Source organism: Glaciimonas immobilis (genome assembly GCF_011947285.1).
Taxonomy (GTDB): Bacteria; Pseudomonadota; Gammaproteobacteria; order Burkholderiales; family Burkholderiaceae_D; genus Glaciimonas; species Glaciimonas immobilis.
This window is the reverse complement of record NZ_JAAOZT010000012.1, coordinates 56,525-81,725: the sequence shown is the minus strand read 5'-3', so window position 1 is coordinate 81,725 and position 25,201 is coordinate 56,525. Positions and strand designations below refer to the sequence as shown.

At 51.5% G+C, this 25,201-nt stretch carries 23 protein-coding genes; 15 read left to right on the top strand and 8 right to left on the bottom strand.

Going from position 1 to position 25,201, the window contains the following annotated elements:
• From HAV38_RS17495 to HAV38_RS17485, 3 genes are all read left to right on the top strand, one after another.
• A complete protein-coding gene (locus tag HAV38_RS17495) occupies window positions 1-423 on the top strand; it encodes an ExbD/TolR family protein (protein ID WP_168056674.1) in 423 nt (140 codons plus the stop codon).
• 36 nt (window positions 424-459) lie between these two features.
• Window positions 460-897 carry an ExbD/TolR family protein gene (locus HAV38_RS17490; RefSeq protein ID WP_184013432.1) on the top strand — a complete coding sequence of 146 codons (438 nt, stop codon included), beginning with the start codon at window positions 460-462 and terminating at the stop codon, window positions 895-897.
• Between the two features lie 77 nt (window positions 898-974).
• On the top strand, window positions 975-2,696 hold the full coding sequence (locus HAV38_RS17485) for an alkaline phosphatase family protein (RefSeq protein ID WP_168056673.1): 1,722 nt from the start codon (window positions 975-977) through the stop codon (window positions 2,694-2,696).
• A gap of 68 nt (window positions 2,697-2,764) precedes the next feature.
• Here the strand turns inward: HAV38_RS17485 and HAV38_RS17480 are convergent, their stop codons facing one another.
• Complete coding sequence (locus HAV38_RS17480) at window positions 2,765-4,147, bottom strand: NAD(P)H-dependent oxidoreductase (protein ID WP_168056672.1); 1,383 nt, start codon at window positions 4,145-4,147, stop codon at window positions 2,765-2,767.
• 142 nt (window positions 4,148-4,289) lie between these two features.
• Here HAV38_RS17480 and HAV38_RS17475 point away from each other — a divergent pair, with 142 nt between their 5' ends.
• The gene (locus HAV38_RS17475; RefSeq protein ID WP_168056671.1) at window positions 4,290-5,195 is read left to right on the top strand and encodes a LysR family transcriptional regulator; all 906 of its coding nucleotides are present in this window, start codon (window positions 4,290-4,292) and stop codon (window positions 5,193-5,195) included.
• Between the two features lie 213 nt (window positions 5,196-5,408).
• The gene (locus HAV38_RS17470; protein ID WP_168056670.1) at window positions 5,409-6,533 is read left to right on the top strand and encodes a zinc-dependent alcohol dehydrogenase family protein; all 1,125 of its coding nucleotides are present in this window, start codon (window positions 5,409-5,411) and stop codon (window positions 6,531-6,533) included.
• A gap of 1,010 nt (window positions 6,534-7,543) precedes the next feature.
• Here the strand turns inward: HAV38_RS17470 and HAV38_RS17465 are convergent.
• The 3 genes from HAV38_RS17465 to HAV38_RS17455 form a co-directional block, all read right to left on the bottom strand.
• Complete coding sequence (locus tag HAV38_RS17465; protein ID WP_209216793.1) at window positions 7,544-8,332, bottom strand: SDR family NAD(P)-dependent oxidoreductase; 789 nt, start codon at window positions 8,330-8,332, stop codon at window positions 7,544-7,546.
• 136 nt (window positions 8,333-8,468) lie between these two features.
• Entirely contained in the window at window positions 8,469-9,284 is an 816-nt protein-coding gene (locus HAV38_RS17460; RefSeq protein WP_168056669.1) for a phytanoyl-CoA dioxygenase family protein, read from the bottom strand.
• A gap of 32 nt (window positions 9,285-9,316) precedes the next feature.
• Window positions 9,317-10,015 carry a GntR family transcriptional regulator gene (locus HAV38_RS17455; protein ID WP_168056668.1) on the bottom strand — a complete coding sequence of 233 codons (699 nt, stop codon included), beginning with the start codon at window positions 10,013-10,015 and terminating at the stop codon, window positions 9,317-9,319.
• 321 nt (window positions 10,016-10,336) lie between these two features.
• On the opposite strand from HAV38_RS17455, the gene HAV38_RS17450 reads away from it, so the two are divergent.
• Both HAV38_RS17450 and HAV38_RS17445 read left to right on the top strand, forming a co-directional pair.
• A complete protein-coding gene (locus HAV38_RS17450; protein WP_168056667.1) occupies window positions 10,337-11,758 on the top strand; it encodes a sodium:proton antiporter in 1,422 nt (473 codons plus the stop codon).
• 69 nt (window positions 11,759-11,827) lie between these two features.
• Window positions 11,828-12,823, top strand: coding sequence for a 2-hydroxyacid dehydrogenase (locus HAV38_RS17445; RefSeq protein WP_168056935.1), 996 nt, complete (start codon window positions 11,828-11,830; stop codon window positions 12,821-12,823).
• Between the two features lie 209 nt (window positions 12,824-13,032).
• Here HAV38_RS17445 and HAV38_RS17440 read toward each other — a convergent pair whose 3' ends face one another.
• The 3 genes from HAV38_RS17440 to HAV38_RS17430 form a co-directional block, all read right to left on the bottom strand.
• On the bottom strand, window positions 13,033-13,287 hold the full coding sequence (locus HAV38_RS17440; RefSeq protein WP_168056666.1) for an acyl-CoA-binding protein: 255 nt from the start codon (window positions 13,285-13,287) through the stop codon (window positions 13,033-13,035).
• Window positions 13,288-13,467: 180 nt separating this feature from the next.
• Window positions 13,468-13,692, bottom strand: a complete 225-nt coding sequence (locus tag HAV38_RS17435; RefSeq protein ID WP_168056665.1) for a hypothetical protein — start codon at window positions 13,690-13,692, stop codon at window positions 13,468-13,470.
• 69 nt (window positions 13,693-13,761) lie between these two features.
• A complete protein-coding gene (locus HAV38_RS17430; protein WP_168056664.1) occupies window positions 13,762-14,115 on the bottom strand; it encodes an FKBP-type peptidyl-prolyl cis-trans isomerase in 354 nt (117 codons plus the stop codon).
• 209 nt (window positions 14,116-14,324) lie between these two features.
• On the opposite strand from HAV38_RS17430, the gene HAV38_RS17425 reads away from it, so the two are divergent.
• The 6 genes from HAV38_RS17425 (at window position 14,325) to HAV38_RS17400 (ending at window position 22,071) form a co-directional block, all read left to right on the top strand.
• Window positions 14,325-15,374 (top strand): YVTN family beta-propeller repeat protein, encoded by a 1,050-nt coding sequence (locus HAV38_RS17425; RefSeq protein WP_342448182.1) that lies wholly within the window; start codon window positions 14,325-14,327, stop codon window positions 15,372-15,374.
• Window positions 15,374-16,270, top strand: coding sequence for a polysaccharide deacetylase family protein (locus HAV38_RS17420; RefSeq protein WP_168056663.1), 897 nt, complete (start codon window positions 15,374-15,376; stop codon window positions 16,268-16,270). Before HAV38_RS17425 ends, HAV38_RS17420 begins: the two co-directional genes overlap by 1 nt.
• The gene (locus tag HAV38_RS17415) at window positions 16,267-17,253 is read left to right on the top strand and encodes a sterol desaturase family protein (protein WP_168056662.1); all 987 of its coding nucleotides are present in this window, start codon (window positions 16,267-16,269) and stop codon (window positions 17,251-17,253) included. Before HAV38_RS17420 ends, HAV38_RS17415 begins: the two co-directional genes overlap by 4 nt.
• On the top strand, window positions 17,253-18,170 hold the full coding sequence (locus tag HAV38_RS17410; protein ID WP_168056661.1) for an EI24 domain-containing protein: 918 nt from the start codon (window positions 17,253-17,255) through the stop codon (window positions 18,168-18,170). The genes HAV38_RS17415 and HAV38_RS17410 overlap by 1 nt, the downstream gene beginning before the upstream one ends.
• Window positions 18,171-18,217: 47 nt before the next feature.
• A complete protein-coding gene (locus tag HAV38_RS17405) occupies window positions 18,218-19,039 on the top strand; it encodes a competence/damage-inducible protein A (RefSeq protein WP_168056660.1) in 822 nt (273 codons plus the stop codon).
• 245 nt (window positions 19,040-19,284) lie between these two features.
• Window positions 19,285-22,071 (top strand): DUF349 domain-containing protein, encoded by a 2,787-nt coding sequence (locus HAV38_RS17400; protein WP_168056659.1) that lies wholly within the window; start codon window positions 19,285-19,287, stop codon window positions 22,069-22,071.
• Window positions 22,072-22,327: 256 nt separating this feature from the next.
• Here HAV38_RS17400 and phaP read toward each other — a convergent pair whose 3' ends face one another.
• Complete coding sequence (phaP, locus tag HAV38_RS17395) at window positions 22,328-22,894, bottom strand: TIGR01841 family phasin (protein ID WP_168056658.1); 567 nt, start codon at window positions 22,892-22,894, stop codon at window positions 22,328-22,330.
• 326 nt (window positions 22,895-23,220) lie between these two features.
• Here phaP and HAV38_RS17390 point away from each other — a divergent pair, with 326 nt between their 5' ends.
• Window positions 23,221-24,177, top strand: a complete 957-nt coding sequence (locus HAV38_RS17390) for a histone deacetylase family protein (RefSeq protein WP_245182422.1) — start codon at window positions 23,221-23,223, stop codon at window positions 24,175-24,177.
• 11 nt (window positions 24,178-24,188) lie between these two features.
• On the top strand, window positions 24,189-25,160 hold the full coding sequence (locus HAV38_RS17385; RefSeq protein ID WP_446423269.1) for a DMT family transporter: 972 nt from the start codon (window positions 24,189-24,191) through the stop codon (window positions 25,158-25,160).
• Window positions 25,161-25,201 lie beyond the last annotated feature (41 nt).

Genomic DNA, 25,201 nt, shown 5'->3' with positions numbered 1-25,201 from the left:
ATGGGCATGTCACTCGGCTCTTCCGATGAAGACGAAGTGATCGGCACGATTAACACGACGCCGCTGGTAGACGTTATGTTGGTGTTACTGATCATTTTCCTGATAACAATTCCGGTCGTTACGCACACGATTCCGGTCAAGCTTCCGAGCGAAACCGATCAACCTTATGTCACCAAGCCGGAAAATATCAATCTGGCCGTGAATAAACAGGGCGACATTTTCTGGAACGAACAACTGGTGCCGAACACCACGCAACTGTTGGCAAGGTTGAAGCAAGTCGCCGTGGCAGTGCCGCAACCAGAGTTGCATATTCGCGGCGATCAGCGAACAAAATATGAATATATTGGGAAAGTAATCTTGACGGCCCAGCGTGCTGGTATCGCCAAGATCGGATTTATTACCGAGCCGCCGCCGCGCCAATAACAGGGAGCAATATATGGATACTATAGGTACGAATTTATGGGTATGAATATAGGGTCATCTGGTGGTAATAGTAACGATCCGGAACCGATGATGGAAATGAACATGACGCCATTGATTGACGTCATGCTGGTCCTCATCATTATGCTGATCATCACGATTCCCATCCAGAATCATGCGATCAAGCTCAACATGCCTACCGGTAATCCGCCGGTCCAATCCGCACCACCGATTGTCAACAACGTTGATATCGGTCCAACCGGGACGGTAACCTGGAATGGAGCGCCGATAGCAGGCCGGGCTGAATTGGAAAGCAAACTGCAAGCGGTAGTCGCGACGGGAAATGTCGACGAAGTACATGTACGGCCTAACAAACTAGTGGAGTACAAATCGGTTGCTGCCGTGATGGCATCGGCACAACGCCTGGGCGTGACTAAGATCGGTATTGTTGGTAACGAGCAGTTCCTCGATAAATAGTAAACGTTGTTTTCCACCATAACAAATGGGCAGGCTAATGCCTGTCTGTTTTTATTTTCGATTGAAAGAGTAATGTTATGAAGCAGCCTCTCGCAAGCGCGATATCGGCCCTAATGCTGTTGCAATCTCACATCGCGAAAGCCGATGTCAGGGCGGTGACCCCGATTGAACATGTCATCGTGATCGTCGGTGAGAACCGCACCTTTGACAACTTGTATGGGGTCTACCAGCCAACACGCGGACAGACGATTTCGAACTTGCTTTCTAAAGGTATCGTGAAAGAGGATGGTTCACCCGGCCCGCATTATCAGGACGCCGCACAAAGATTAGGAGTGAGCCGCGGGGCATATACGCCGACACCGGCGATCAACGGTATTTATCCGACATTGCCGCAACCATACGCAGCAGGTGCCTTCGGCCAGCGCCATGATATTCCCGATGCGCGCTTTCCGGCTGCGCTACCGAACGGCCCGTTCCAAATTACGCAACACGTTAGTTACGGTGCGCACACCGGCGACCCGATTCACCGCTTCTTTCAGATGTGGCAGCAGATTGATGGCGGTAATAATGACCTGTGGGTTTGGGTCGCTGAAACGACCGGTGCCGGACCGAGCAATCCGCGCACGCCGCCATTGGCACCCGGACGCACCTTTCAGGGCGGCGTTGCAATGGGTTTTTATAACATGTCAACCGGTGACGCGCGGTATTTTAAACACCTTGCCGACAACTATGCAATCGCTGACAACTATCACCAGCCGGTGATGGGCGGCACTACGGTGAATTATTTTGCGCTTGCCACCGGCGATGTTTCTTTCTACACAGAGAATGGCAAACCGGGTGTTCCGCCTGCGAAGCAGATCGAGAATCCCGATGCGCAGCCATCCACCAATAACTGGTACACGGAAGATGGCTATCGTGGTGGCAGTTACGTGAAATGCGCCGATCTTAGCCAGCCAGGCGTAGTCGGTATTCGCAACTTTTTGAACAAGCTACCGTATCCCGCATTTAATGGTGGCAATTGTGAACCTGATACCTACTACATGGTAAACAACATGGACCCGGCTTTCACGCCAAGCGGTGAGCCTTTAGCGCTCGGTCCTGACAAGTTCTTGTTGCCGCCTCAAACGATTCCGCATATAGGCGACGCGCTCAGCGCGGCCGGGGTGTCGTGGAAATGGTATAGCGGTGGCCGCAACGATGGCAAAACTGTGGACAAAGAATATTGCGCGATGTGCGATACACCGACCTTCTTCGCGTCCACGATGACTGGTCCCGACAAGGAAAAGCTGCAAGACTTGAACCAGTTTTATGTTGATGTTAAGAATGCAAAGGCATTTCCAGCGATTTCCGTGATTGCGCCATACGACAGTATTTCGGGTCATCCGGGCTACGCGATGGCGCCAAGTTTCGATGAATTAGTCGCCGATGTGGTGGCACGCGTCAGCGCGAATCCGGAGTTATGGAAAAGCACAGCAATCCTGGTGACCTTTGATGAGGGAGGCGGGGGATACGATTCTGGCTATGTGCAATTCATCGACTTCTTCGGCGACGGCACGCGTATCCCATTGATCGCTATCTCGCCTTTTTCCAAGCCCGGTCAGGTCGATCACACCTACTACGATCATGCGTCGATCCTGAAATTTATTGAGCGCAACTGGGGTCTTCCGCCACTTTCGAAGCGCAGTCGTGACAATCTGCCCAATCCCGTCACCGACCAACGTAATCCCTACGTGCCGTTGAACCGGCCCGCGCTCGGGGATTTGATGAATCTGTTTGATTTCACACGCTCCACCCAATGATTAGGCACGCCGCTTTTTCAACGACGTGGACGCGCCTCCTGAATACGCAGATCAATACTGCATTATCTTCAGGCAGCTATATCGTTGCTAAGCAATTGCAAGCCCATTTCCTTGCGGAATATGGCCTCCATTTCGCGCCGTACCTGAATCGATTCTTTGGTAGTGTCAACGACGACATCACTCCAGCGCACGGACTGTCCGGCGCTGATCGGACGCTGCAACACAATGTTGTGGGCTAGTCCGATGGGCAAGGCGTCGCTATTCAATGAATCCGCCGCAGACATTAATTTGCCGTAGACCATATGACCGCCTTCACCATCCAGACGCTCACCAGTGCGCAAATCGCGCTTGGCGGTCGCGACTACGTCACCGTGGAATTCAGTCGTGCTACCGGTTGGCTCACCGCGTATGGCAATATTGGCGATGGAAATGCCCAGTTCAAGGCCGATCAGATGGTACGGTTTGTACATTGTCGCAAAGCGTCCGCTAGTATCGGTTTTTAAACCGTATTGGGAGAAGCATTCGCGTACGTATTCTGAGGGTGCTTCGAAGGTGACGTACACGCCCCAGCGTAAATCGCGGAATACTGGCCGGCCATCGCGTTCCAGGGAAGAGACTACCTCGACTGTACCGGAATGCGGCAAGATGCCGCCAGCCGATGCAGGGCGCAAAATATTAGGTAAATCGTCGACGCCGCAAGGTGGAAAAGCGAGTCCATCCGCGCCTGGCCGCAATCCGGTGGCGTTTGCCACTGCTGCCATTTCTAACGAAGATTTGGTGCCGTCTAGAAAAGAGTTAAACATCTGCGCATTGAAATCGCCGCCTGCAACTTGCTCATCGGTGAAGCCGTAATGTCCCCACACAGTGTCGGGCGTCGATTGGTGATAAATCGGGAGATATTTGGTGCCTTTACCAGCGCACACGACATCAAACCCGGCGGTGCGCGCCCAGTCAACCATCTCTGCAATCAATGCCGGTTGATCGCCATACGCCATTGAATAAATAATGCCTGCCTCTTTAGCACGGCGGGCAAGCAATGGACCGGCCAACGCGTCGGCCTCCACATTGACCATCACGATATGCTTGCGATGCTTGCAGCAAAGCAATGCATGGCGAATGCCTGCAGCGGGGTTGCCAGTGGCATCAATGACGATATCAAGTTCATCCTGAGAAATAAGCGCTTCGGCATCATCCTGCACAAAAGTGCTACCGTTACGCAGCGCCTCACCCCAGCTTTTAGCCGCGTACATGGGTTCTGGCCAGCCCACCCGTTGTAGAGACTGGCGCGCACGTTGCGGGGATAAGTCGGCAATTCCCAATAGATGAACGCCGGGCGTGCGCGGCACTTGTGAGAGATACATTGAGCCGAACTTCCCGGCACCGATTAAACCTACTCTTACCGGCTTTCCAGCCTCGGCAAGTCCTTTTAACTGTTGAAATAAGGTTGACATGTCTACTCCTCTAATATTATTTTAAACACTACAATTATTGGCAAACAGCAACGCGATGGTTCGGATGCGTGGCAAAAAGAGTAGCATTCGAAATTTCCCCCGTAAATATCGAATATCACACAATGGATGTGCAAAAAATCGTATGCAAAAATTTGACTGGAACGATCTTCAGGGATTCTTGGCAGTGGTACGTGCCGGACGGCTGACGACCGCAGCTCTCCAGTTGGGAATTGATCATTCCACACTAAGCCGACGCATAGTGGGACTGGAAGATGCTCTCGGCGTGTCACTCTTTGACCGCCGCTCGTCCGGGTATGTACTGACTGCCGAAGGGGAGCGACTTATCGCCGATGCTGAGGCGGTTGAAAGTCTTGCGATCCGTATCAGGTCACGCTCGGATGACGTGGCGCTAGGCCTGACGGGTTCTGTGCGCGTTGGTGCGCCGGAGGGGTTCGGCACTTATTTTCTGGCGCCGGAACTAGCCGGGCTGGTGGCCCGGCATCCGCAGCTGGAGATTGAACTGATCGCAAATCCGCGTATGTTCAGTCTCTCCAAGCGTGAGGCCGATATAGCAATCAGCATGACCCGCCCGGATACGGGCCGATTGCACGCCGTCAAACTAAACGACTATGAACTGGGGGTCTACGCTGCACGTTCTCTTTTGGCGCGGCATGCACCGATTGTTAATCAATCTTCCCTGGCTGCGCACACATGGGTCGGTTACGTCGAGGATTTGATGTGGACTAAAGAACTCGATTATCTGTCACATATACCCGCCGCGCCAGCTCCGCGCATCAGAATCTCTAATGTTATCAGCCAGATGACCGCGGTGATGGGGGGCGTCGGATTAGGTGCACTGCCATGTTTCATGGCGCGCAAAGAACCCGAACTGGTGAGGATTTTGCCCGACGAGATTAAGCTGTTCCGCGGCTATTGGTTGATTACCCATGCCGAGACGCGGGATTTGGTGCGGGTCAAAGTAGTAGCGGATTATATTATTGAACGCATTAGGGCCGTAGGCGATGACTATTGGAGAGATGTCTCATAACGGCTTATCGCTGGATGGTTACATCGTTGCAGAGGGGATGCCGCGATGGAAATACAGGACTATCATGTAGAAATTGATATGGAACGGGGCTTTATTCTTGGCTTGGCTTTCTCAGCAAGTGAGAGTCAACTTGCTTTCTGACCAACAACTTGGCTTGTCTGAGGATTCCTCGACCTGCATCTGGCAATAGCCTTACTTTAAAGGAACCTATTTATGAAGATACAAGCAGCGGTATTACGAGAGATGGGAGCGATTGCACCCTTTGCCCAAAGTCAACCTCTGAAGATCGAGGAACTTGACCTTGATCCACCCGGTCCGGGTGAAGTGCTGGTCAAGATGCGCGCTGCCGGGCTTTGCCATTCCGATTTGTCGGTCATCACCGGAGTGCGTCCGCGCCCGGTGCCCATGGCGATGGGGCATGAAGCCTCGGGTGAAGTGGTGGAAGTTGGCGCGGGCGTTACCGACCTTAAAAAAGGGGACATCGTGGTGTTGGTGTTCGTCCCCAGTTGCGGACATTGCCTGCCCTGCGCTGAAGGACGACCCGCTTTGTGTGAGCCGGGCGCGCAAGCCAACGCCAAAGGACAATTGTTATCCGAGGCAATCCGTTTGCACGCGCATAATCAACCGGTACATCATCATATAGGCGTATCGGCATTCGCAGATCACGCGGTGGTGTCGCGCAATTCTTGCGTCAAGATTGGCAACGATATCGATCCGATTGAGGCTGCATTGTTCGGTTGCGCCGTGTTAACCGGGGTTGGCGCGGTCGTCAATACCGCACAGGTGAAGGCCGGTACGACGGTCGCGGTGCTGGGTTTGGGCGGCGTTGGCTTGTGCGCCATGCTCGGCGCTTTAGCCTCGGGCGCACGCGAAGTGATTGCGGTCGACATACATGAGAGCAAGCTTGAATTTGCCCGATCGTTGGGTGCGACCGCGACCGTGAATGCACGCGATCCGGATGCTGTAGAAAAGGTCAGGGCGTTGACCAAAGGCGGCGTGGATTATGCGTTTGAAATGGCGGGTTCAGTGCAGGCGATGGAGTCGGCATATCGCATGACGCGGCGCGGTGGCATGACAGTGACCGCGGGCTTGCCAGCACCCGACCAACACTGGCCGCTGCAGCAGGTTAGTCTGGTCACAGAAGAGCGGACCGTCAAAGGTAGTTATATCGGTTCTGCCGTGCCATTGCGCGATATTCCACGCTATATTGGGCTGTATCAAGCCGGTCGTTTACCCATCAATAAACTGATGGGCCAACGCTTGCAATTATCGGAAATCAATAGCGGGTTTGATCGCTTGGCCTCAGGGGAAGGGCTACGCGATCTGATTGTCTTTTAAGATTATTTTAAACGTTGCGGCAACGGGAACGTTTACGCACGCTGTCAGGCCGGGCAAACCCACGCGCCCGGTACGGGCGACCGATATATAGGAAAGGAATACCGTGAAAACGGCGGCCCTTGCTGTGCAAGAGCCTTGAGCGGCGCGACTGTGGTTTAGACTGCGACTGCGGTGGTGTTGGGCTCAATCATGGTGTGCGCCTTTTTCGGTGGACTGATACCGTATCGGTCATCAAGCCGCCCATGTCGCGCATCATTTGGGCCTAGACCGTCAGGTGTCGGATAATTTCTCCTAGGGCGGAAACGGTTGTTCCATTCACCGTTGATTCTTCATTACGCGCGGCAATAGACAGGACCTCGCCAATCGCTTCCAGTCCGCGGAAAATAAGCTCCTGCGTGTTGTCTGCGTGCGACGAATGACAGGGTTTGCAGACTGGCGAAATAAAGGAAATCCAGCAAGCCCGAAGGCTTCCCCGCCACCGCCGCCCATTGAGGGCACCCTAAGACACGCACACGTAAAAACCGGCATTACGTCGTTTGTGTGCTTTTATTTCTTTCTTTCAGGCTGCAAAACCCGTTCCCCTTTTTTCTCAGGGACAAGCAAACCATAGCGGAGATTTTTTGGGAGCGCAAATTTATTTGAAAAGTGGGATAGAGTTTGATTGGTTTAGTTTGGTTGATCGGTAGCTAAAATGGTTGTTGCTCCGTGGAGGCTGGTCGGGGGCGGCCCGACAGCCAGTGACTTTTATATGGACGCCTCCTTTTTTCCAGGTTATTTGTGTACTTTCAAACAGATTAGGATGCAGTTTATATACTGCCTCGTTGCACACTAAATTCTGCTGGCCTTAATGGAATCCGCCCCCGACCAGCATCCTCGGGGCACGAATCGTGTCAGTTATGAACCAATCGAACTCCAGCGATAACCCGTCACCCTCAACAGAATAAATCGATCTCAATGTGTGAGCGACAGGCGACCTAAGCTAACGGGACTCTGTATCCCATCAAACACACTTAAGCGTCAACCCCCCCATCAACCACCAAATCCACCCCCGTTATATACCGCGCATTATCAGAAGCCAAAAACAGCGCCGCATACGCAACATCCCACGCATCCCCCATTCGCCCCATAGGTGACTGCTGATGCCGCTGCTCCCGCATAACCTCAATATCCCCACCATACGCCGCCTTCAACGGTTCGCGTATCATCGGCGTATCCATCAACCCCGGCAAAATGCAGTTGGCGCGCACCCCAAGCGATGCATATTGCATCGCCACGTTCTTGGTCAGAGAGATCATCGCCGCCTTGCTTGCCGAGTAAGCCGCGTACGGAAACCCGATCCAGCGGATGGCCGCAACTGAAGCAATATTGATGATGACACCACTTTTTTGCTTTTCCATATGCGGCAGCACATGCTTGCAAGTTAAAAACACACTGGTCTGGTTGACTGCAATGACGCGGTTCCAGCTTTCTTCGCTAGCCTCAACCGGTCCGCCAGTCTCGGCAATACCGACATTATTATGCAAAACATCGATGCGCCCGAAGAGGTCGATGCAGGCCTGCACCATGCGCTCTACGTCAGCCGTTTTAGCCACGTCGGCGGCGAGTGTAAAGCAAACGCCGCCCTCGCTTTCGATAATGCGGCGCGTCTCCTCTGCGGCCTCTAAATTGCGGTCAACCGCCAGGATTTTGGCCCCTTCGCGTGCATACAATACAGCGGCGGCCTTACCGTTACCCCACCCCTCGCCAATCGACCCGGCACCGGTTACGAGCACTACTTTGCCAGTCATCTGTGGTTTCATTTTTGTAGTCTCTGATTGTTTTGGGTTTTATTCTTTGGAGCCGATAATGGGCCGAATGCTAGCGTACCCAATGGCTATCTATATCAGCGGTCACGCCAGCGTAAAAGGCCCGACGCAACCCGATACAGTGCAATATTTATACAAGGGCTGCTGCGGCAGCCAGCGCGTTTTGAGCGCGTGCGTAATCTACTAAAGCGTCAATGTTCTCTGACCTCACCGGGGTGAAGTCGCGATGCGCAATAAACTCGGGGCGCGTTGGGTTCTTGATCGCGTTGGACACTGCCGATAGCGTCAGATAAACGATTCTGCGGGGATAGGGTGTGATATTGCCGGACGATCCGTGTACCATGTTTGCATGGAACATCAGAACGCCGCCTGGTTTACCGGTCGGGGCGACGATACCGTTTTCTGCCACTAATCTGGTAACGGTTTCGTTATCCAGTGTCCATAACGGATAAGACGTCGTTCCTTTGTCATGATTCGATTTAAGCGCACCTGATTTATGACTGCGGGGCACCACCATCAAAGGACCGTTAATTGGCATCACCTCGTCCAGAAATATCGCAATGTTCATGGCGCGCGCGTCCGGCATCCCATCGTCGGCGTGCCAGGTGGGAAAGTCCTGATGCCATTGCCAGACGTCCCCGGTGAAGGCCGCTTTCGCGTTAATCTTGAACTGATGGATGTAGACCTGCTCGCCAAATAATTGCTGTAACGGCTCAATCAAACGTGAATCCGAAGCTACAAGTGCGAATGCTTTATTGTATTGATGGCAGGCGAATGCAGTACGCGGTGCGCCGCTTTTTTCGCGCCAAATTTCTTCCCGTTGTTCGCTGAAAATAACGGCTGCTTCTCGCTGTAGCAATGCCACCGCTTCTGGTGGAAAACAATCAGGCATGAAGATGTAGCCGAGCTCGTCGAAATCTTTTAATTGCTGACCAGAGAGTTTCATTGCTGTGTCCCGTATCGTTATTTTAAATGGTCTCAGGCTTGTTTTCGTATTGGCGCGTACTCGTCACTCATTAATACACTTGCCAGATGCTCTGCGGCACTCTCTGCATGGCGCCTTGCGAGAAAGTCGGCTTGCGTTGCATTTCCGGTAATCACGGCCTCGAGAATCGCCTGATGCTCGTCCCATACCCGATCCGATGGACGAATATCGCTGAGTAAAATAGCGCCCATCGCACGTCGAATATGGTTCCAATGGATCAACGCGGTTGCGGCGATCATCCGGTTTCCTGAAGTCTGGTAAATAAATTGATGAAAATTAATGTCAGCGACTATCATGTTTGCCGCCACGCCATTCGATGCGGCCTGCCGACCGGCCATGATCAGCGCTTCACCGATTTTCTGTTGCTCGGGGTTATGCTGGGTCTTCATCCGCTCTGCAGCCTGGCGTGCGGCCAGGCCATCCAGCGCTGCCCGAATCTGGTAAAGATCGATCAACTGTTGTGGATCGAGCGGTGTGACCATGACCCCCTTGCGCCCTGCATCGGTAATGAAGCCTTCGCGCTTTAACATATGGAAAGCTTGCAAAATAGGTTGCCGTGAAACCCCGAGCGTTTCGGCAAGGCCTTCTTGTGTAATGCGCTCGTTCGGCAATAGTCTGCCGTCGCAAATCGCATCAAGGATAGCGTTATAAACGGTTTCAATAAGCTGCGTTGGGGTATCAAGTTTCTGCATGCAGGGCTTTTAATCGTCTCATTTAATTTCTGTATACAGAATACATACCGTAAAATCGGTTGTCAATCGATGCGGAAAAATCTTTTAAAAATCAAAAATGCTACAAATGGAAGGGTCTGTGGGGCAGTGCGCTATGAAGGCTTATTTGTGGCAACCGTAGTAAAGAACTCTTTATGTCGTTCAAACAGACGTGCTACATTTGCAGCATAATTTCCTATTGGAAATATAAAATATATTGATTTAAGGTAATATCATTTTCATCACAAATTCTGACGTAAATTAAACCCGATTAAAATGGTGCAATTTTTCCTGATTTGAAAGATGCAATTGCTTAAAAAAATTCTCATTTCCCTCGTTGGTTTCCTCCCGCTTATAGCTAACGCAGCAGAACTTGACGGCGCCCAATTATCGGTGTGGTGGGGTATTCCCTTCATGGGTTTATTGGTCTCCATTGCGATGGGGCCCTTATTGATACCTGCGTTCTGGCATCACCATTTCGGCAAAATCGCGTTGGGGTGGTCCGCCGCATTTTTGATTCCTTGCGCGATCTGGTTCGGCCTTCCTTTGGCGGCGGCGGGGGTGGTGCACGCTTTTATGGCGGAGTATTTACCATTTATTATCTTGCTGACTGCCCTGTTTGTCGTTGCAGGCGGGATCTGCTTGCGCGGCAACTTGCACGGTACCCCAGCGCTGAACACCGGTTTACTGGCGCTTGGCACCGTTTTAGCCAGTTTGATGGGAACAACGGGTGCATCAATGTTGCTGATAAGGCCATTGATCCGGGCTAATGACAATCGCAAGCATGCGGTTCATATCATTGTATTTTTTATTTTTCTGGTCGCCAATGCTGGTGGTGCGTTAACCCCGCTAGGCGATCCGCCGCTATTTTTGGGATTTTTGAAGGGCGTCGACTTTAGCTGGACGTTTAAGAATATATTCTCAGAGACAATGTTCATGTGGGCGGCGCTGCTGATAATTTTCTATTTTCTGGACCGTCATTATTTCCATAACAAAGAAGAACAATTGCCTGTGCAGCAAGACCCGACGCCAGATAACCCCACATTACGGTTTGAAGGAAAATTTAACTTTATCCTGCTCGTCGTTGTGATTGGGCTCGTACTCATGAGTGGCTTGTGGAAGTCGGGCGTTACGTACAATATTTACGGCACACCGGTTGAGCTACAGAATTTATTGCGTGACGGACTGCTGCTGGTGGTGATTGTGGCATCGTTATGGTTGACACCAAAAATTGCAAGAGAAGGCAATAATTTTACGTGGGAACCAATGCTGGAAGTCGGCAAATTATTTGCGGCGATATTCATCACGATTGCGCCGGTCATTGCGATGTTGCGCGTCGGCGTGCACGGGCCGTTCGGCGTCATTGTTGAGGCCGTGACCGGCGCCGACGGGCAACCAAATAACATGATGTATTTTTGGGTCACCGGCATTCTGTCGTCATTCCTCGATAATGCGCCGACTTACCTCGTATTCTTTAATACGGCGTCTGGCGATGCGGTCGAATTAATGGGAAAATTGGCAGGCACGCTGGCAGCCATTTCCTGCGGTGCAGTATTCATGGGCGCAAATAGCTATATCGGTAATGCCCCCAATTTGATGGTAAAGGCCATTGCTGAAGAGCGCGGTATACGCATGCCATCTTTCTTTGGTTATATGGCATGGGCTTGCGTCGTTTTGCTGCCGTTATTTGCGATAATGAGTTTTATTTTCTTCCGCGCAGCATAATGCTTCGCGCGACAACGGTTAAAGGATATAGCGATAGTGACTACCGTAATTAAACCGACTATGCCGACTATGCCGAATAAGCCGAAAATTCTGCTAGCCCGCGCAATTTTTCCCGAGGTTATTACCCATTTGGAGCAGTTCTTTGATGTTGAGTCTAATCAGGACGATCATATTTTTAGTTCGACTGAACTCATCGAAAAACTGCAGGACAAAGATGGACTAATTGCGACCGGTAGCGAGCCGGTCTCGGCGGAGGTATTGCGCGCCTGTCCGCGCCTGAAAGCAGTCTGTAATCAGGCTGTCGGATACAACAATATTGATGTCGCTGCGGCCACCAAAGCCGGTGTAATGGTGACCAATACGCCTGACGTGCTCAATGAGACCACCGCCGATTTTGGCTGGGCTTTACTAATGGCGACCGCGCGTCGGATCACAGAGTCCGAACATTGGCTACGGGCGGGCAAGTGGAATAAATGGCGCTTCGATAGTTTTTTGGGTGCTGACGTGCACGGTGCCACGCTTGGGGTGATTGGAATGGGACGTATCGGACAGGCAATTGCGCGTCGTTCGATGGGTTTTGATATGCAGGTGCTTTATCATAATCGCTCCCGCGTATCGCCCGAACTGGAGGCGCGCGCCAATAATGCACGGCTGGTCAGTAAAGAAGAGTTGTTGAGACAAGCCGATCACGTGATTTTGGTGTTGCCTTATTCCAAGGCGTCGCATCACACTATCGGTGCCGCCGAATTGGCGATGATGAAGCCGGGCGCTACCCTGGTCAATCTGGCGCGCGGCGGAATTGTCGACGATGTGGCGCTGATCGCAGCGTTGCGGGAGCATAAGATTGCTGCCGCAGGTTTAGACGTTTTTGAAAATGAACCGGCGCTGCATCCGGACTTTTTGACATTGTCGAATGTCGTTTTGACGCCGCATATAGCCAGTGCCTCAGAACCAACACGGCGGGCCATGGCGGCGTGCGCTGCGGCTAATTTGCTAGCTGCGTTATTGCCGGCGGCGGCGGGAGCTTTGCCTCCAAACCTCCTAAATCCGGAGGTTAAGAGGTAACTAAGGGGTAACTTTTTGCGCAAACTGTTCGTGCAGGTCTTCTTGTTTAAAGACACGATGTCATTTGGCAAAAAATAAAATAAGCAAAAGAAGCCGGGTAAAAAAATAAAACAAGGCCGCGCCACAATGAAGTGGGGCGGCCTTTTTTAATTTCTGGATGGTTACTGTTGGGACAATGACAATCGGTCCCAGCGTTTTGTTCGGAATTCCTAGCCCTGCAGGTCTTTTACAATATCGATATATTGTTGTTGGGCTGTTTCTTGCGGTGTGCCTTTTAGTGCGTTCCAGGCATCCCATTTAGCGCGGGCGACAAAATCAGTCATGCCAGGACGATCTCCGGTTGCATCGCCTAAGCTGCCTTGCTTATATATGCCATACATTTTTAACAACATCATATTGTCAGGACGTTCATCCAAATTTTTGGAATCGGCTAACGCCTGATCGAAATCGGTTTGCAGAGTCATACGGTCTCCGGGAGTAAATTGGGCAGCCTGAGTCAGGCGCGATTAATCAGAACGTGCATGATAATCGGAAAAATTGGCAAAAAGCACGGCGGTCACCAGAGTAAACATTCGGATTCCGTCTATTTGCCCGAGAGGGGGCAAATGATGTTGCAAAAAGCATGGTTGACCAATTCTGTCGAATTAGTCAACCACTGCGCCAACCACAGCACCGCCAGCTTTTACGGTGCCACTCACTACCGTAGTAGCGACGCCTACGGCGGCAGATCCAACCGCCACCGTAGCGCCAACTGCCATGGATGCGACAGTAACCACAGTGCAGCCGCCAAGCCCAAACAAACCCATCGACATAGCGGTATTAAACACAATGCGTGGAAGGATTTGCGGTATCGAATTGGGCATTGTCATCAATGTCATCACTGTTATAGCGTAAGAAAACGGGTTAACGCACTTTAAAAAAGGTCTTTAAAAAGGTTTTTATACGCCGAGCAGTTCGACTTCAAAAATCAACGTAGCGTTTGGTGGAATTACGCCGCCAGCACCGCGCGCGCCGTAACCGATTGCTGCAGGAATGACCAGCTTGCGGACACCGCCGATTTTCATACCTTGAACGCCTTCATCCCAGCCTTTAATTACATGACCGGCACCCAGCGGAAATTCAAACGGATCGCCGCGGTCTTTGCTTGAGTCAAATTTGGTACCGGCGCTACCATCGCTTTTTTGCAACCATCCGGTGTAATGCACGCTGACGTGGTCGCCAGCTTTGGCTTCTGCGCCTGTGCCGATAGTCGTATCTTCGTATTGCAGGCCAGAAACTGTAGTAGTTGACATTGCTTTCCTCATGAGTTGGTTAATATGGGAGGGAGTGTAAACCAAATTGAAGGGTTTAACAGAGGGAAGTATTGCAGAAATAATCAATAAAGCATTGAACTAAAATTTGGTTTTGCAAACTTTTCTTTAAATCGTTATTTACATCAATGGCTCCGGCATCCATGCAGCATGCGCGGTAAAATATCCCTTTCGCTTATCTGAATGTTGCCATGTCCGAATTTGCCCGACGTTTTATAGGTCCCATCGTTACCGTCTGCGGTCTATTGATTGTTGTCGTTAATATAACAATAGCTTCCGCCGCTCCTCCTGTTGCTGTCGCTCCTGCGGCAAGTGCCGCTGCAATGCCAGTGCTTGCGCCCAGCGTTGTGGTGATACTTAATTCGCGCGATGCCACTATCAGTTTGATTGACGAAAACACTTATAAAGAGATCGGCTCCTTTCCGGTCGGCAAAGAGCCGCACCATTTGATGCCGACGCCCGATAACAAGTCCTTGATTGTCGCGGCCGCTACCGGTAACGAACTGTACTTTCTGGATCCCAAGACCGGCAAAATTCAAAGTCAGGTAAAAGACATCGCCGATCCGTATCAAATTGGCTTTTCACCGAATCAAAAATGGTTTATCGCTAACGGCTTGCGTCTGGACCGGATTGATATTTATGGCTTCGATGGTAAGGCGCTGAAATTAGCCAAACGTCTTCCATTGCCTAAAATGCCAAGTCACATGACGTTTAGTGCGGATAGCACGCTGGCGTTCATCACCCTCCAGGGAACCGATGAAATTGCAGCGGTTGATTTGGCGACGCAAACAGTTAAGTGGGTGATGCCAATCGGCAAGCAGCCCGCCGGCATTTATATGACGCCTGACAATAAGTATCTATTGGTTGGTGTGATGGGTAGCGATTACGTAGCGGTGGTGGATTGGCGCACACAAAAAATTATCAAAAAGATCAAGACTGGTGATGGTGCGCATAATTTTCGGCCGCAAGGCGATCAGCGCCATGTATTTGTATCCAATCGGGTCGCAGGCACCATTAATATTCTGGATTTGAATACGTTGGAAAATATCGGCGTCATCAATGTTCCTGGCGGTCCGGACTGCATGGAGGTTACTGCAGACGGCAAGACGATGTGGGTCACGCAACGCTGGGTTAAACAGGTATCGGTGGTGGACATTGCCACGCGCAAAGTGATAAAAACCATACCGGTAGGCCGCTCGCCGCACGGCATTTACTTCACTAACCGGGCGTCTGAACTGTGATGACTTCGCGCACAACAAAACGGCGTTGGTCGCCCACGGCGTTAGCAGCGGTACTTGTGGCGTTGAGTTGCGCCGGCGTTGTACTGCAGGCACAGGCACAGCCAAAGACCGTTACGCCAGCTTCGTGTAAGGGCACGCTGTATTTGACCTTTGATACCGGCAGCCAGTCTCAGGCTGAATTTATTGCCGAGACGCTGCGCCGCCACCATATCAAAGCCACCTTTTTCATGGCAAATGAAAAAACTGTCAATGAGGATTATTCGCTCGATCCCTCATGGGCACCTTTCTGGAAGTCACTGGTAGCGGATGGGCACGCATTTGGAAGTCATACGTTCGATCACGTTTATGCCAAGCGCGACCTGCCGGACGGAAAAATTGAAATGAAGCCGCAATTTGGTGCCAATGCCGGTAAATTGCTAGCCTGGACGCCGCAACAATACTGCGATGAGATTAATCGTGTCGAGCAGCGCTTTCACAGTCTGACCGGAACGCATCTTGATCCATTTTGGCGTGCTCCCGGTGGTCACCTGACACCGCGCACGCTGGCAGCAGGGCAGGCCTGCGGTTACGAGCATGTGGCATGGGCTGATGCGGGATTTTCAGGTGATGAACTTCCCAGCGAAAAATGGCCTAACAAGATGTTGCTGGAACGCGAACTTCAAAACGTTAAAGCAGGGGATATTTTGATAGCCCATCTTGGGATCTGGTCGCGTAAAGATCCTTGGGCACCGGCCGTGCTTGAACCGCTGATCAGTGGATTAGAGAAAAAGGGTTTTTGTTTTGCTACATTAAGGGATCACCCCGACTATAAAGCCGCCGCAGAAAAAGCCAGAGGCCGAAGTCCCGGGCCGTATGACAACCCGACCGCGAGCGGCAGGAAGCATGCAGTATCATGATCGATCACCTGATCACTCTGTTCTCTGTAGTGCAAGCCTGGCTGTTCCAGGTCGCGGTGCAACCGTTGATGTTTCATTTCGGCTTTAGTGAATACCTTGAAGACGCGTTTGACGGCGTTGAGTGGTTTCTGATCGGGTTGTGTGAACTGGTTATATTATTTGTCATTCTGCGACCGCTGGAGTCCATGATCCCGGTGCACCCTATTACGGATCGACGCGCCCGCTGGATCGACTTTTTATACACCGTGATTCAGCGACTGGGTGCATTTTCTATACTGATATTCTTTCTGATTGATCCCTTGGTCGCGCAGGTAACAGAATGGTTTCATCTCGAAGGCATCCACCCGTTTAATCTGGAGAATTTGTGGTCCGGCATCACCGACAGGCCATTAATTACCTTTATGGTGTATCTGGTTGTGCTCGATTTCTTCGATTACTGGTATCACCGCGCGCAGCATGGCTTTAGCTGGCTGTGGGGCTTGCACAGTTTGCATCACAGTCAGCAAAACATGAATCTCTGGTCGGATGATCGCAATCACCTGCTAGATGATTTGATCCGGGATATTTTCATGGCGCTTATTGCCATCGCAATTGGCGTGGAACCATCGCAATATGTCTTGCTGGTCGCCGCCTCGCGCATGTTGCAAAGTTTGCAGCATGCCAACGTGCGCATCCATTTCGGCAAGTTGGGAGACGCCGTAGTCGTCTCGCCACGCTATCATCGTTGGCACCATGCCGTTGGTATCGGTCATGAAAGTAAGGGAAAAGGTACCTTAGGGGGCCACAATTTTGGTGTGCTGTTCTCGTTTTGGGACGTATTGTTTCGCACTGCTTTTTTTGGTAAGACGTTCGAACGAACAGGTATCCGCGATCAGTTGCCAGCGCCATTTGGCAGCGAGCGTAATTATGGAAGCAGTTTCTGGGAACAACAATGGCTGGGATTAAAGCGCATGGTCGCATCGGTTAGAAAGGCGCGTCGTTAATGCGTCCGGTGATTGTTGCGTTCGGACGAGCATTGCTGTCACAAATGCATTTTCGCATGTTGATGCTGACGTTCTTGCCGTTTTTGATATCTGTCGCGATTTGGGCGATCGCATTATGGCTAGGCTTACAGCCGTTGGTTGACTGGCTACAAAGTCATCTGGTTGGCAGCACCGGCTTGAATGCCGCAGGAGGTGCTTTAAGCTGGCTCGGACTCGGTGCGCTGAAGGCAGTCATCGTGCCGTGGGTGGCTCTCTGGTTATTATTGCCGTTGATGATTCTGACGGCGCTAATATTTGTCGGCTTGATTGCGTTACCGGCCGTCGCGCATCACGTTGGCGGTCGTCACTACGCTGAATTGGCGCAACGCAAAGGCGGTTCGTTATTTGGTAGCATCTGGATCTCCGGCACCTCGTTTTTGTTGTTTTGTATTTTATGGCTGGTCACGTTGCCGCTGTGGTTAATTCCCCCGTTGGCGTTCGTTATCCCCGCGCTATTGTGGGGTTGGCTGACTTACCGCGTGATTGCTTACGACGCGCTTTCTGCCTATGCCGACAAAGACGAACTGAAGGCAATTTTGAAGATACACCGATGGCCGCTACTGACTATCGGTATAGTCACCGGAATGCTGGGTGCGGCACCGACTTTATTATGGTTAGGTGGCGCGCTGTGGTTGATCGTACTTCCCTTCATGGCAGCAGGGTCGATCTGGTTATACGTGCTGGTATTTGTATTTACCGGTTTATGGTTTGAATATTATTGCCTGGAAGCGCTGAGTAAATATCGCGCCGCCAACTTAGCCAGCATCATTATTGCTGAACGTGGCATCGTCCCTGGCGCGCACGCTGATAGTCAATTCAGCGCCGAGACCAAGGACGACAACAGCCCGCATTTTTCAGCCACGAAAGGCCGTGGTTAATCCTAATTTCGGTCATTTCCCACTTTCAATTAGCGTAAAGAACCCTTATGGCAATCGGACTAATCATCATCGGTGACGAAATTCTTTCTGGCAAACGGATCGACAAACATTTTCCTAAGATGCTGGAAATGTTGACTGCCCGAGGCCTGACCCTGAGCTGGGCCGAGTACCTGGGGGATGAACCAGCGCGTATCATCGCGACCCTCAAACGGACCTTTGCCAGTAACGACATCGTATTTTGTACGGGTGGAATCGGCGCTACGCCTGACGATCATACCCGTCAGTGCGCTGCAGCAGCACTTGATGTGCCGCTGGCGCTACATCCTGAGGCCCGGGATAAAATCCGCGAACGGGTCGCCGACACCGCGCGTGAGGCGGGTGTCGCGCCGGTCTACGAAACGCCCGATAACTTGCATCGCCTGAAAATGGGCGAGTTTCCAGTCGGGGCGGACATTATTCCAAACCCGTATAACAAGATCCCCGGATTTTCTTTCAAAAATAAGGGCAGAATGCCGGGGGAGCCCCAGGGAATACATCATTTTGCACCGGGTTTCCCCGTGATGGCATGGCCGATGTTTGAATGGGTGCTAGATACCTATCACGCCGATTTATTCCATCAAAATCCGCAAGTTGAACAATCCGTTTTTGTTTTCGGCGCGATGGAATCGGTACTGACGCCTTTAATGGAGGCGATTGAGGCTGAGTTCCCAACGGTAAAAGTGTTTAGTTTGCCGCATGTCGGCGACGATCAGGCGCCGCGCCATATTGATCTTGGCGTTAAAGGTGAGCCAACCCAATGTAACGCGGCATTCATTAAATTGCTGGCGGGGCTGGATTTGTTGCAGATCGCCTATCGGAAAGTTACATAATTTTTTAGCCTGCCCGGTGGCAACGGCGTTTGTAACATCGCATGAAATGTCCACGTAGTTGCGCGCTATCATTTACACTGACGCGCTGATTTCGTGCACCCTGTTACCTCTCACGGTGACATTTTCAGCTTTCGGTTACAGATCGGCTGGCTGGCCTGTTTGTTCTCGTATTTTTGCTTTTTTTGTCTGGTTTTTGACTGTGTGTCATTAAATCGGTCCGCCCTTAATTAATTGGTACTTATTCTATGTTTGGTTTTCTTTTTAAGCGTGGTGATCGCACGGCTGCCGCTGCAGAGTCAGAGGTGGTCTTAAAAGCACGTCAGCAGTCGGAAAATCGCGTTGCCAGCGCCCAAGCCACCGATAGCGCCCGTCAAAAAGCGTTGCAGCAAGCGACTGCGTTGACCGAAGAATCGTCGGCGGTCGTATTTATTCTTCAGGCCGATTTTGCCGATGCGCGTTTACAGGCTGCGCAATGGGTGCAAAGCGCGGAAGGTTTGGAGACAGTGCTGCAAGCGATGCGTAACGTGGATCGCCGGGTCGCAAAATTGATGCAATCGCGGCTGGATGTTCTGCGCCTTCAGCAGCAATCGTCGGTTCGGGCTGCAAGTTGTCTGGAGCAGGCGCAGCGCTTGCTTGCGCAATTGCAATTGTTGCCTAATCAGGTCGCAGAGCTAGACCGCGCCTGGAAGCTGATTGAACAGCCTGAGGCAATACAACAGCAGGAATTTCAGCTAATCAGCACTGCATTGGCGGACCGGTTAGCAGCGCAGGCCGCTTTACAACGGGCGGTTTTAGGATTGTCGGCGCGCGTGCGTCAACTTATTCAGCACATCAGCGCCGATCCTCAGGCACAGACTGTCGAAAATATCGCCTCACAGGTAGCGTCAGTCGCGGCGGAAATGCACCAGCACGAAACCAGCTCAGAGGCGATATCCTTGCCCAAGCATCTTTCGCCTGAATTTGCCAAAGCCTTTCAAGATTTGCAGCAGCACGCAGAGATATTGCAACAACATCAGCAAGCTCTGACGGCGCGGCATGCACTGCTCGCACAATGGGAATCGACTCCTGAGAGTTTGAAACCAGAGGCGTTGCGGCGCAGCTGGATCACTCTACGAGCATTACCTGATTGGTTAGTGGATGAAACGCTAGAACAGAGATATGCAGTATTGCTTCAGTCAAGTATGGAAGCTAATCAGGCACGCACTGCGCCCCCAACTGCACAGGTTGTCGCAGCTGATAAGCCGCCGGTTGATGTTGCCGACGTCGATGCAGCGCTGGTCACCGTTATCGATAAAGTTTCTTTGCAGCGTCAATTTTTAGCCGCTTTAGAAGGCCTGGAGGTCGCGCTGGAAGAGGGCGCTTTGCAGGTCGCGATGGACTGCGACAAGACTTTGCGGGCCATGGACTTTAAAGCATTTAAAATCACGATGCCACACAACGCGAGATTAGTACAAGCCCGCGGAGAGCTGGGGCGCTTGCAGGGCTGGGCGCGTTGGGGCGGTAACGTCTCCCGTGAAGAGCTGGTAAAAGCCGCGCAAGAGTTGCCAGCGCAAGAATTGGCAGTCACTGAACTGGTGAAAAAAATTGGGAGTTTACGTGCCCTTTGGAAATCACTCGATAGTTCGGCTGGTTCGGCACCCAGAATATTATGGGACGGTTTCGATGCTGCATGCGCGGCCGCTTATGTACCGGTTGCCGCACACTTTCAGCAGCTTGCTGAAGAGCGCCAGCGTAACCAGATCAAGGCGCTGATGCTAATTGAAGAAGTGCAGCAATACGCCGCGCTAGCGTTGCAGGGAACTTTGAAGGGCGACAATACTGCCGCTGAACCGCATATAACAGCGGATATAACAGTGGATATAACAGCGGATATAACAGCGGACATAACAGCCCCTCTCACAACAGCGCCTGACTGGAAAGCCATTGCGCAATTTTGCCAGCAAAAGCAGCAAGCCTGGAGAAATATCGGCACTATTAATCGCAGCGAAAAAAAGGCGCTCGATAAAGCTTTTAACAACGCGACCCAGCAATTGCTGGCACCGCTGACGGTGCAACAGCAACGTGAAATCACGCTGCGAGAAAAATTGATCACCGAAGCTTCCGAGTTGTCGCCGAACCAGCGCGACACTGCCGAGCGTTTGCGCGACTTGCAACAGCGCTGGCAGGAGCAAGCTAAGGCGTTGCCATTGTCGCGTCAGGATGAACAGTTATTGTGGCAGCGTTTTCGTACCGCATGCGATATGATTTTTGCGCAGCGAAAAGAAGCTGCGTCAACTGCGGACGCTGAACGTCGCCAGAATTTGCAGATTAAAGAAGCGCTATGTGTCAGTCTTGAAGCGGCTATCACGCCATCCGACGGGCTCACTCCGGCGGCATTGCCTCTACTTTTACGGCAGTTTCAGCAAGACTGGAATAAAACCGGTCCCGTGCCACGTGGGGTTGAGGCGGGCCTCGAGGCGCGACACAATGCCGCGGTTGCCGCTCTGCAAGCATTGATTGATGATGCGCGTCAAAACGCCATGATTATTGAGGCGCACGCATTGTGCGACAAGCTGGCACTGTGCCAGTTGGTCGAGGTCAGTCTGGGGCTGGATGTCGATGCTGAAGCCGACACCAACCCTGATGGTTGGGAGGCGAGCTGGCAAGCGATGCCCGCCTTGCCCGGACCATTTGAAAAAGCGATGCGCAGTCGGTTTGATACCGCTCTCCATTTGCACAAGATTGCAGAAAGGGAGGCAATTGATACCTATCTTGCCGTTTTGGAAAATAATCGGGAAACGCTGTTGCAAGAGTTATTACGCGCCGAAATTATTACCGGGGTGGATAGTCCGACTGCGTTAACGCGGCAACGTTTGCAAGTGCAAGTGGAGGTATTGCAAGCATCGTTGAAAGTGGGAACTGCCGGACTTAGCAGCAGCGATCAATTATTACGCGTTTGCGGTTTGCCAGCGCTGATGGACTTTGTGACGCGTGAGCGGGCTGAGCAACTGATCATGTCAGTCAAAAGTTCTTGTGAAGTCACGCGGATTTGAATAGCGGGTGTTGGTGTCGGGTCTAAGTATCCTTGGGGCGAATACCGAAGGAGTATTAGACGCTTGCAATGCAATAAAGGAGAGTGCTGAGACGAAAAAATCAGTAAACCTTCAAATGCGGAGGAGCCAGGGTTTAATCTGGCGGCCTCCGCATTTTTTGGTTGTTCGGTATGCCTCTCCGCGCAACCGCTTACTTTTATTTCGATTACTTTAAACAGTGCAAATTTTGTTTACGTTCACCTCCGCCGCGGCGGATTTATTTCTTGACGCTGACTAAGGTCGTCGATTTGGATGCTGTCTGTACTAATTGATCGACTGCACTATTGACATTGCTTTCCATGGTATCAAGGGCTTGCTTGGCAGTTTTGGAAAGTTGCTCGTATCCAGCAGTAGCGCTACCGATGGCTGAACTGACGAAAGCGATGGCGCTTTCGCTACCGGCCGGCGCACTTTTGGTGACTTGTTCAATTAACTCCAAGACTTTACGTTTGCCTTCGGCTAGCTGAGCGTCGGTCGTTTTGGTCAGTTCGGCCTTGGTGGACGATGCGATATTTGCCACATGGCGAGTATAGGCCAGTGCCTTCTCAGCATTTGGCTGGCTAAGCGTCAAGCTCAGTGCCATGAATTCCTGCAAATCTTTGGCTGCCATTAATTTTTTTGTTGAGGCGGCTGAATCTTCGAAAGACGCTTTTGCAGCGGTTACGTTGAGTTCGACCAGTTTTTCTACGCCACTGAATGCCTTAGTGGTGAAATCGGTAAATAGCGCCAGGTTTGATTCAAAATTTGCTTTAGCTGCGGACGAAAATTGTTCCATGTTAGACATAAGAGCTTCTCCAGAGATTCTAAAAGTTGATGTGATCAGCAAAAGAATATTGCAAGCATTGTTGGCTACTGCGGATTAACTGGACTGTGTCCCGCTCAGAAAATCTACGTTGTGCGATGCAATAATCTAACTTATTCTGTTTATTTTTTGTTGTCAAGCGATTATTGGTGCGATGCAGCAAAAGAGATCGAAAGTTCAAAAATTCCTATAAAATAGTATTGAACACGAGAAAACTTATTGGATCAAATTTTCTTCTCTGTGGGGAAGCCTGAATCAGTCCGCTTGAACTGATAAACTAAAGCCTTAGAGTTAATTATATTTCAATAGTGAAAGCTTTTTACAGCGACCATTTTGTTTTGCCATTGCCCGAAGGCCATCGTTTCCCGATGCAAAAATATCGGCTTGTCCATGAGGGTGTACAGAACTTATGCGCAGGGATTACCTTGCATGAAGCACCGACGACGACTGACGGCGTGTTGGCGTTGGCGCATCATCCTGATTATATTGCAGCGGTTTCTAGCGGGACGCTGACGCTCTCGGCACAAAAAGAAATTGGTTTTCCATGGTCGCTCAAAATGGTCGAGCGGTCACGTCGTTCTGTAGGTGCGACGATTGCCGCGTGCCGAACTGCGTTAACCTCAAGTGATCAAATTGCAGTCAATTTGGCTGGCGGTACCCATCATGCATATGCCGACCACGGCGGCGGTTTTTGTGTTTTTAATGACGCGGTGATAGCGGCGCGTCTGATGCAGGCAGAGCGCCACGTGCAGCGCGTTGCCATTGTCGATCTGGATGTGCATCAAGGTAATGGCACCGCATCCATCCTGGCGCGCGATGAGTCGATTTTTACACTCTCCTTGCATGGTGCAGGTAATTATCCATTTAGTAAAGAGAGTAGCGACCTCGATGTCGGCTTGCGGGACGGCACGCAGGACGCGGAATACCTGAACGTCTTGCAGGATGCGCTGGATCAATTATTTTCGCGATTCGCGCCGCAGTTAATTATTTATCTAGCCGGTGCCGATCCCCATGAAGGTGATCGGTTGGGACGCTTGAAACTGAGCATGGAAGGGTTGGCGCAGCGTGATCAAATGGTGTTTTCGGCCGCAGCGCAGCGCGTCATTCCAGTTGCCGTCACCATGGCCGGCGGGTACGGCAAAAATATACAGGACACAGTCGCGGTCCACTTACAAACAATTGCTTTGGCGGCCCGGCATGCAAGTCGTCAGATTACCTATTTTGCTGCAGGCTCTGGCGATAGTGCGCCCTCCACCACAGGATAAAATAACTTTTTATGCGTTCAGTTAAAACCTCCTCATCATCGCTGCCCGCAGCGGCCGAATTAAAAGCGGTCGGTACGCGCGGGACGGGCCGGTCGTCGCTCCCGCTGTCTGCATTGCTTTCGGGCTTGCTTTTGGCGATGCCGATGTTATTTGTCCTGCTGTGGAGCACAGGTTTCATTGTTGCTAAATTTGGACTGCCTTACGCGCCGCCGCTGACCTTTTTACTCATGCGGTTTTCAGGCGTGTTAATCATCCTGGTGCCACTGGTAATTTTGCTGAAAGCGCCTTGGCCGGTCGGACATATCCGCCACATAGCGGTTGCGGGGGTGCTGCTGCAAGCCGGTTACCTGGCGGGGGTGTGGTGCGCGATCAAGTTGGGCATGCCCGCGGGGCTGTCTGCGTTGATCGTTGGCATGCAGCCGATCTTGACGGCGGTCGCGGCACGATGGATAGGCGAGTCGGTCAGTCCGCGCCAATGGATCGGTTTAATACTCGGTTTGGGTGGAGTGGCTTTAGTGGTCGTGGCCAAAATAAATTTGGTGGGATTGTCGTGGGCCAGTATCGGACTTTCTGCAATGGCGCTTATCTCCATTACGTTGGGAACGCTCTATCAGAAACATCATTGTCCGCATTTTGATTTGCGGACCGGCACCATCATTCAATTTAGTGCTTCCTTCGTCGTCATTCTGCCCTTTGCGATTATTTACGAGCATCTTTCGCCGACACTCTCGACCGTGCAATGGACGCCGCATTTTATTGGCGCTTTATTGTGGTCTATCTTGGCATTATCGATAGGCGCTATCTTTTTACTTTTTACTTTGATTCGAAAAAGTGCGGCAACCAGTGTTACCAGTTTGTTGTACCTGACTCCTCCAACCACGGCTGTGATGGCTTGGCTGATGTTTGGTGAGGCGTTTAATTTACTGGGAATAATTGGCATGCTGGTGGCGATTGCGGGGGTTATTTTTGTCGTCAGGAAATAACCGCAAAAAGTGAGCGCCATTATCACTTCGGATTAGTCTGC

What these genes read in the sequence shown, in the direction of transcription:
- HAV38_RS17495 (WP_168056674.1), top strand. Translation starts at nt 1, where the DNA reads ATGGGCATGTCACTCGGCTCTTCCGATGAAGACGAAGTGATCGGCACG.
- HAV38_RS17490 (WP_184013432.1), top strand. Translation starts at nt 460, where the DNA reads ATGGGTATGAATATAGGGTCATCTGGTGGTAATAGTAACGATCCGGAA.
- HAV38_RS17485 (WP_168056673.1), top strand. Translation starts at nt 975, where the DNA reads ATGAAGCAGCCTCTCGCAAGCGCGATATCGGCCCTAATGCTGTTGCAA.
- HAV38_RS17480 (WP_168056672.1), bottom strand. Translation starts at nt 4,147, where the DNA reads ATGTCAACCTTATTTCAACAGTTAAAAGGACTTGCCGAGGCTGGAAAG.
- HAV38_RS17475 (WP_168056671.1), top strand. Translation starts at nt 4,290, where the DNA reads ATGCAAAAATTTGACTGGAACGATCTTCAGGGATTCTTGGCAGTGGTA.
- HAV38_RS17470 (WP_168056670.1), top strand. Translation starts at nt 5,409, where the DNA reads ATGAAGATACAAGCAGCGGTATTACGAGAGATGGGAGCGATTGCACCC.
- HAV38_RS17465 (WP_209216793.1), bottom strand. Translation starts at nt 8,332, where the DNA reads ATGAAACCACAGATGACTGGCAAAGTAGTGCTCGTAACCGGTGCCGGG.
- HAV38_RS17460 (WP_168056669.1), bottom strand. Translation starts at nt 9,284, where the DNA reads ATGAAACTCTCTGGTCAGCAATTAAAAGATTTCGACGAGCTCGGCTAC.
- HAV38_RS17455 (WP_168056668.1), bottom strand. Translation starts at nt 10,015, where the DNA reads ATGCAGAAACTTGATACCCCAACGCAGCTTATTGAAACCGTTTATAAC.
- HAV38_RS17450 (WP_168056667.1), top strand. Translation starts at nt 10,337, where the DNA reads ATGCAATTGCTTAAAAAAATTCTCATTTCCCTCGTTGGTTTCCTCCCG.
- HAV38_RS17445 (WP_168056935.1), top strand. Translation starts at nt 11,828, where the DNA reads ATGCCGAATAAGCCGAAAATTCTGCTAGCCCGCGCAATTTTTCCCGAG.
- HAV38_RS17440 (WP_168056666.1), bottom strand. Translation starts at nt 13,287, where the DNA reads ATGACTCTGCAAACCGATTTCGATCAGGCGTTAGCCGATTCCAAAAAT.
- HAV38_RS17435 (WP_168056665.1), bottom strand. Translation starts at nt 13,692, where the DNA reads ATGACAATGCCCAATTCGATACCGCAAATCCTTCCACGCATTGTGTTT.
- HAV38_RS17430 (WP_168056664.1), bottom strand. Translation starts at nt 14,115, where the DNA reads ATGTCAACTACTACAGTTTCTGGCCTGCAATACGAAGATACGACTATC.
- HAV38_RS17425 (WP_342448182.1), top strand. Translation starts at nt 14,325, where the DNA reads ATGTCCGAATTTGCCCGACGTTTTATAGGTCCCATCGTTACCGTCTGC.
- HAV38_RS17420 (WP_168056663.1), top strand. Translation starts at nt 15,374, where the DNA reads ATGACTTCGCGCACAACAAAACGGCGTTGGTCGCCCACGGCGTTAGCA.
- HAV38_RS17415 (WP_168056662.1), top strand. Translation starts at nt 16,267, where the DNA reads ATGATCGATCACCTGATCACTCTGTTCTCTGTAGTGCAAGCCTGGCTG.
- HAV38_RS17410 (WP_168056661.1), top strand. Translation starts at nt 17,253, where the DNA reads ATGCGTCCGGTGATTGTTGCGTTCGGACGAGCATTGCTGTCACAAATG.
- HAV38_RS17405 (WP_168056660.1), top strand. Translation starts at nt 18,218, where the DNA reads ATGGCAATCGGACTAATCATCATCGGTGACGAAATTCTTTCTGGCAAA.
- HAV38_RS17400 (WP_168056659.1), top strand. Translation starts at nt 19,285, where the DNA reads ATGTTTGGTTTTCTTTTTAAGCGTGGTGATCGCACGGCTGCCGCTGCA.
- phaP (WP_168056658.1), bottom strand. Translation starts at nt 22,894, where the DNA reads ATGTCTAACATGGAACAATTTTCGTCCGCAGCTAAAGCAAATTTTGAA.
- HAV38_RS17385 (WP_446423269.1), top strand. Translation starts at nt 24,189, where the DNA reads ATGCGTTCAGTTAAAACCTCCTCATCATCGCTGCCCGCAGCGGCCGAA.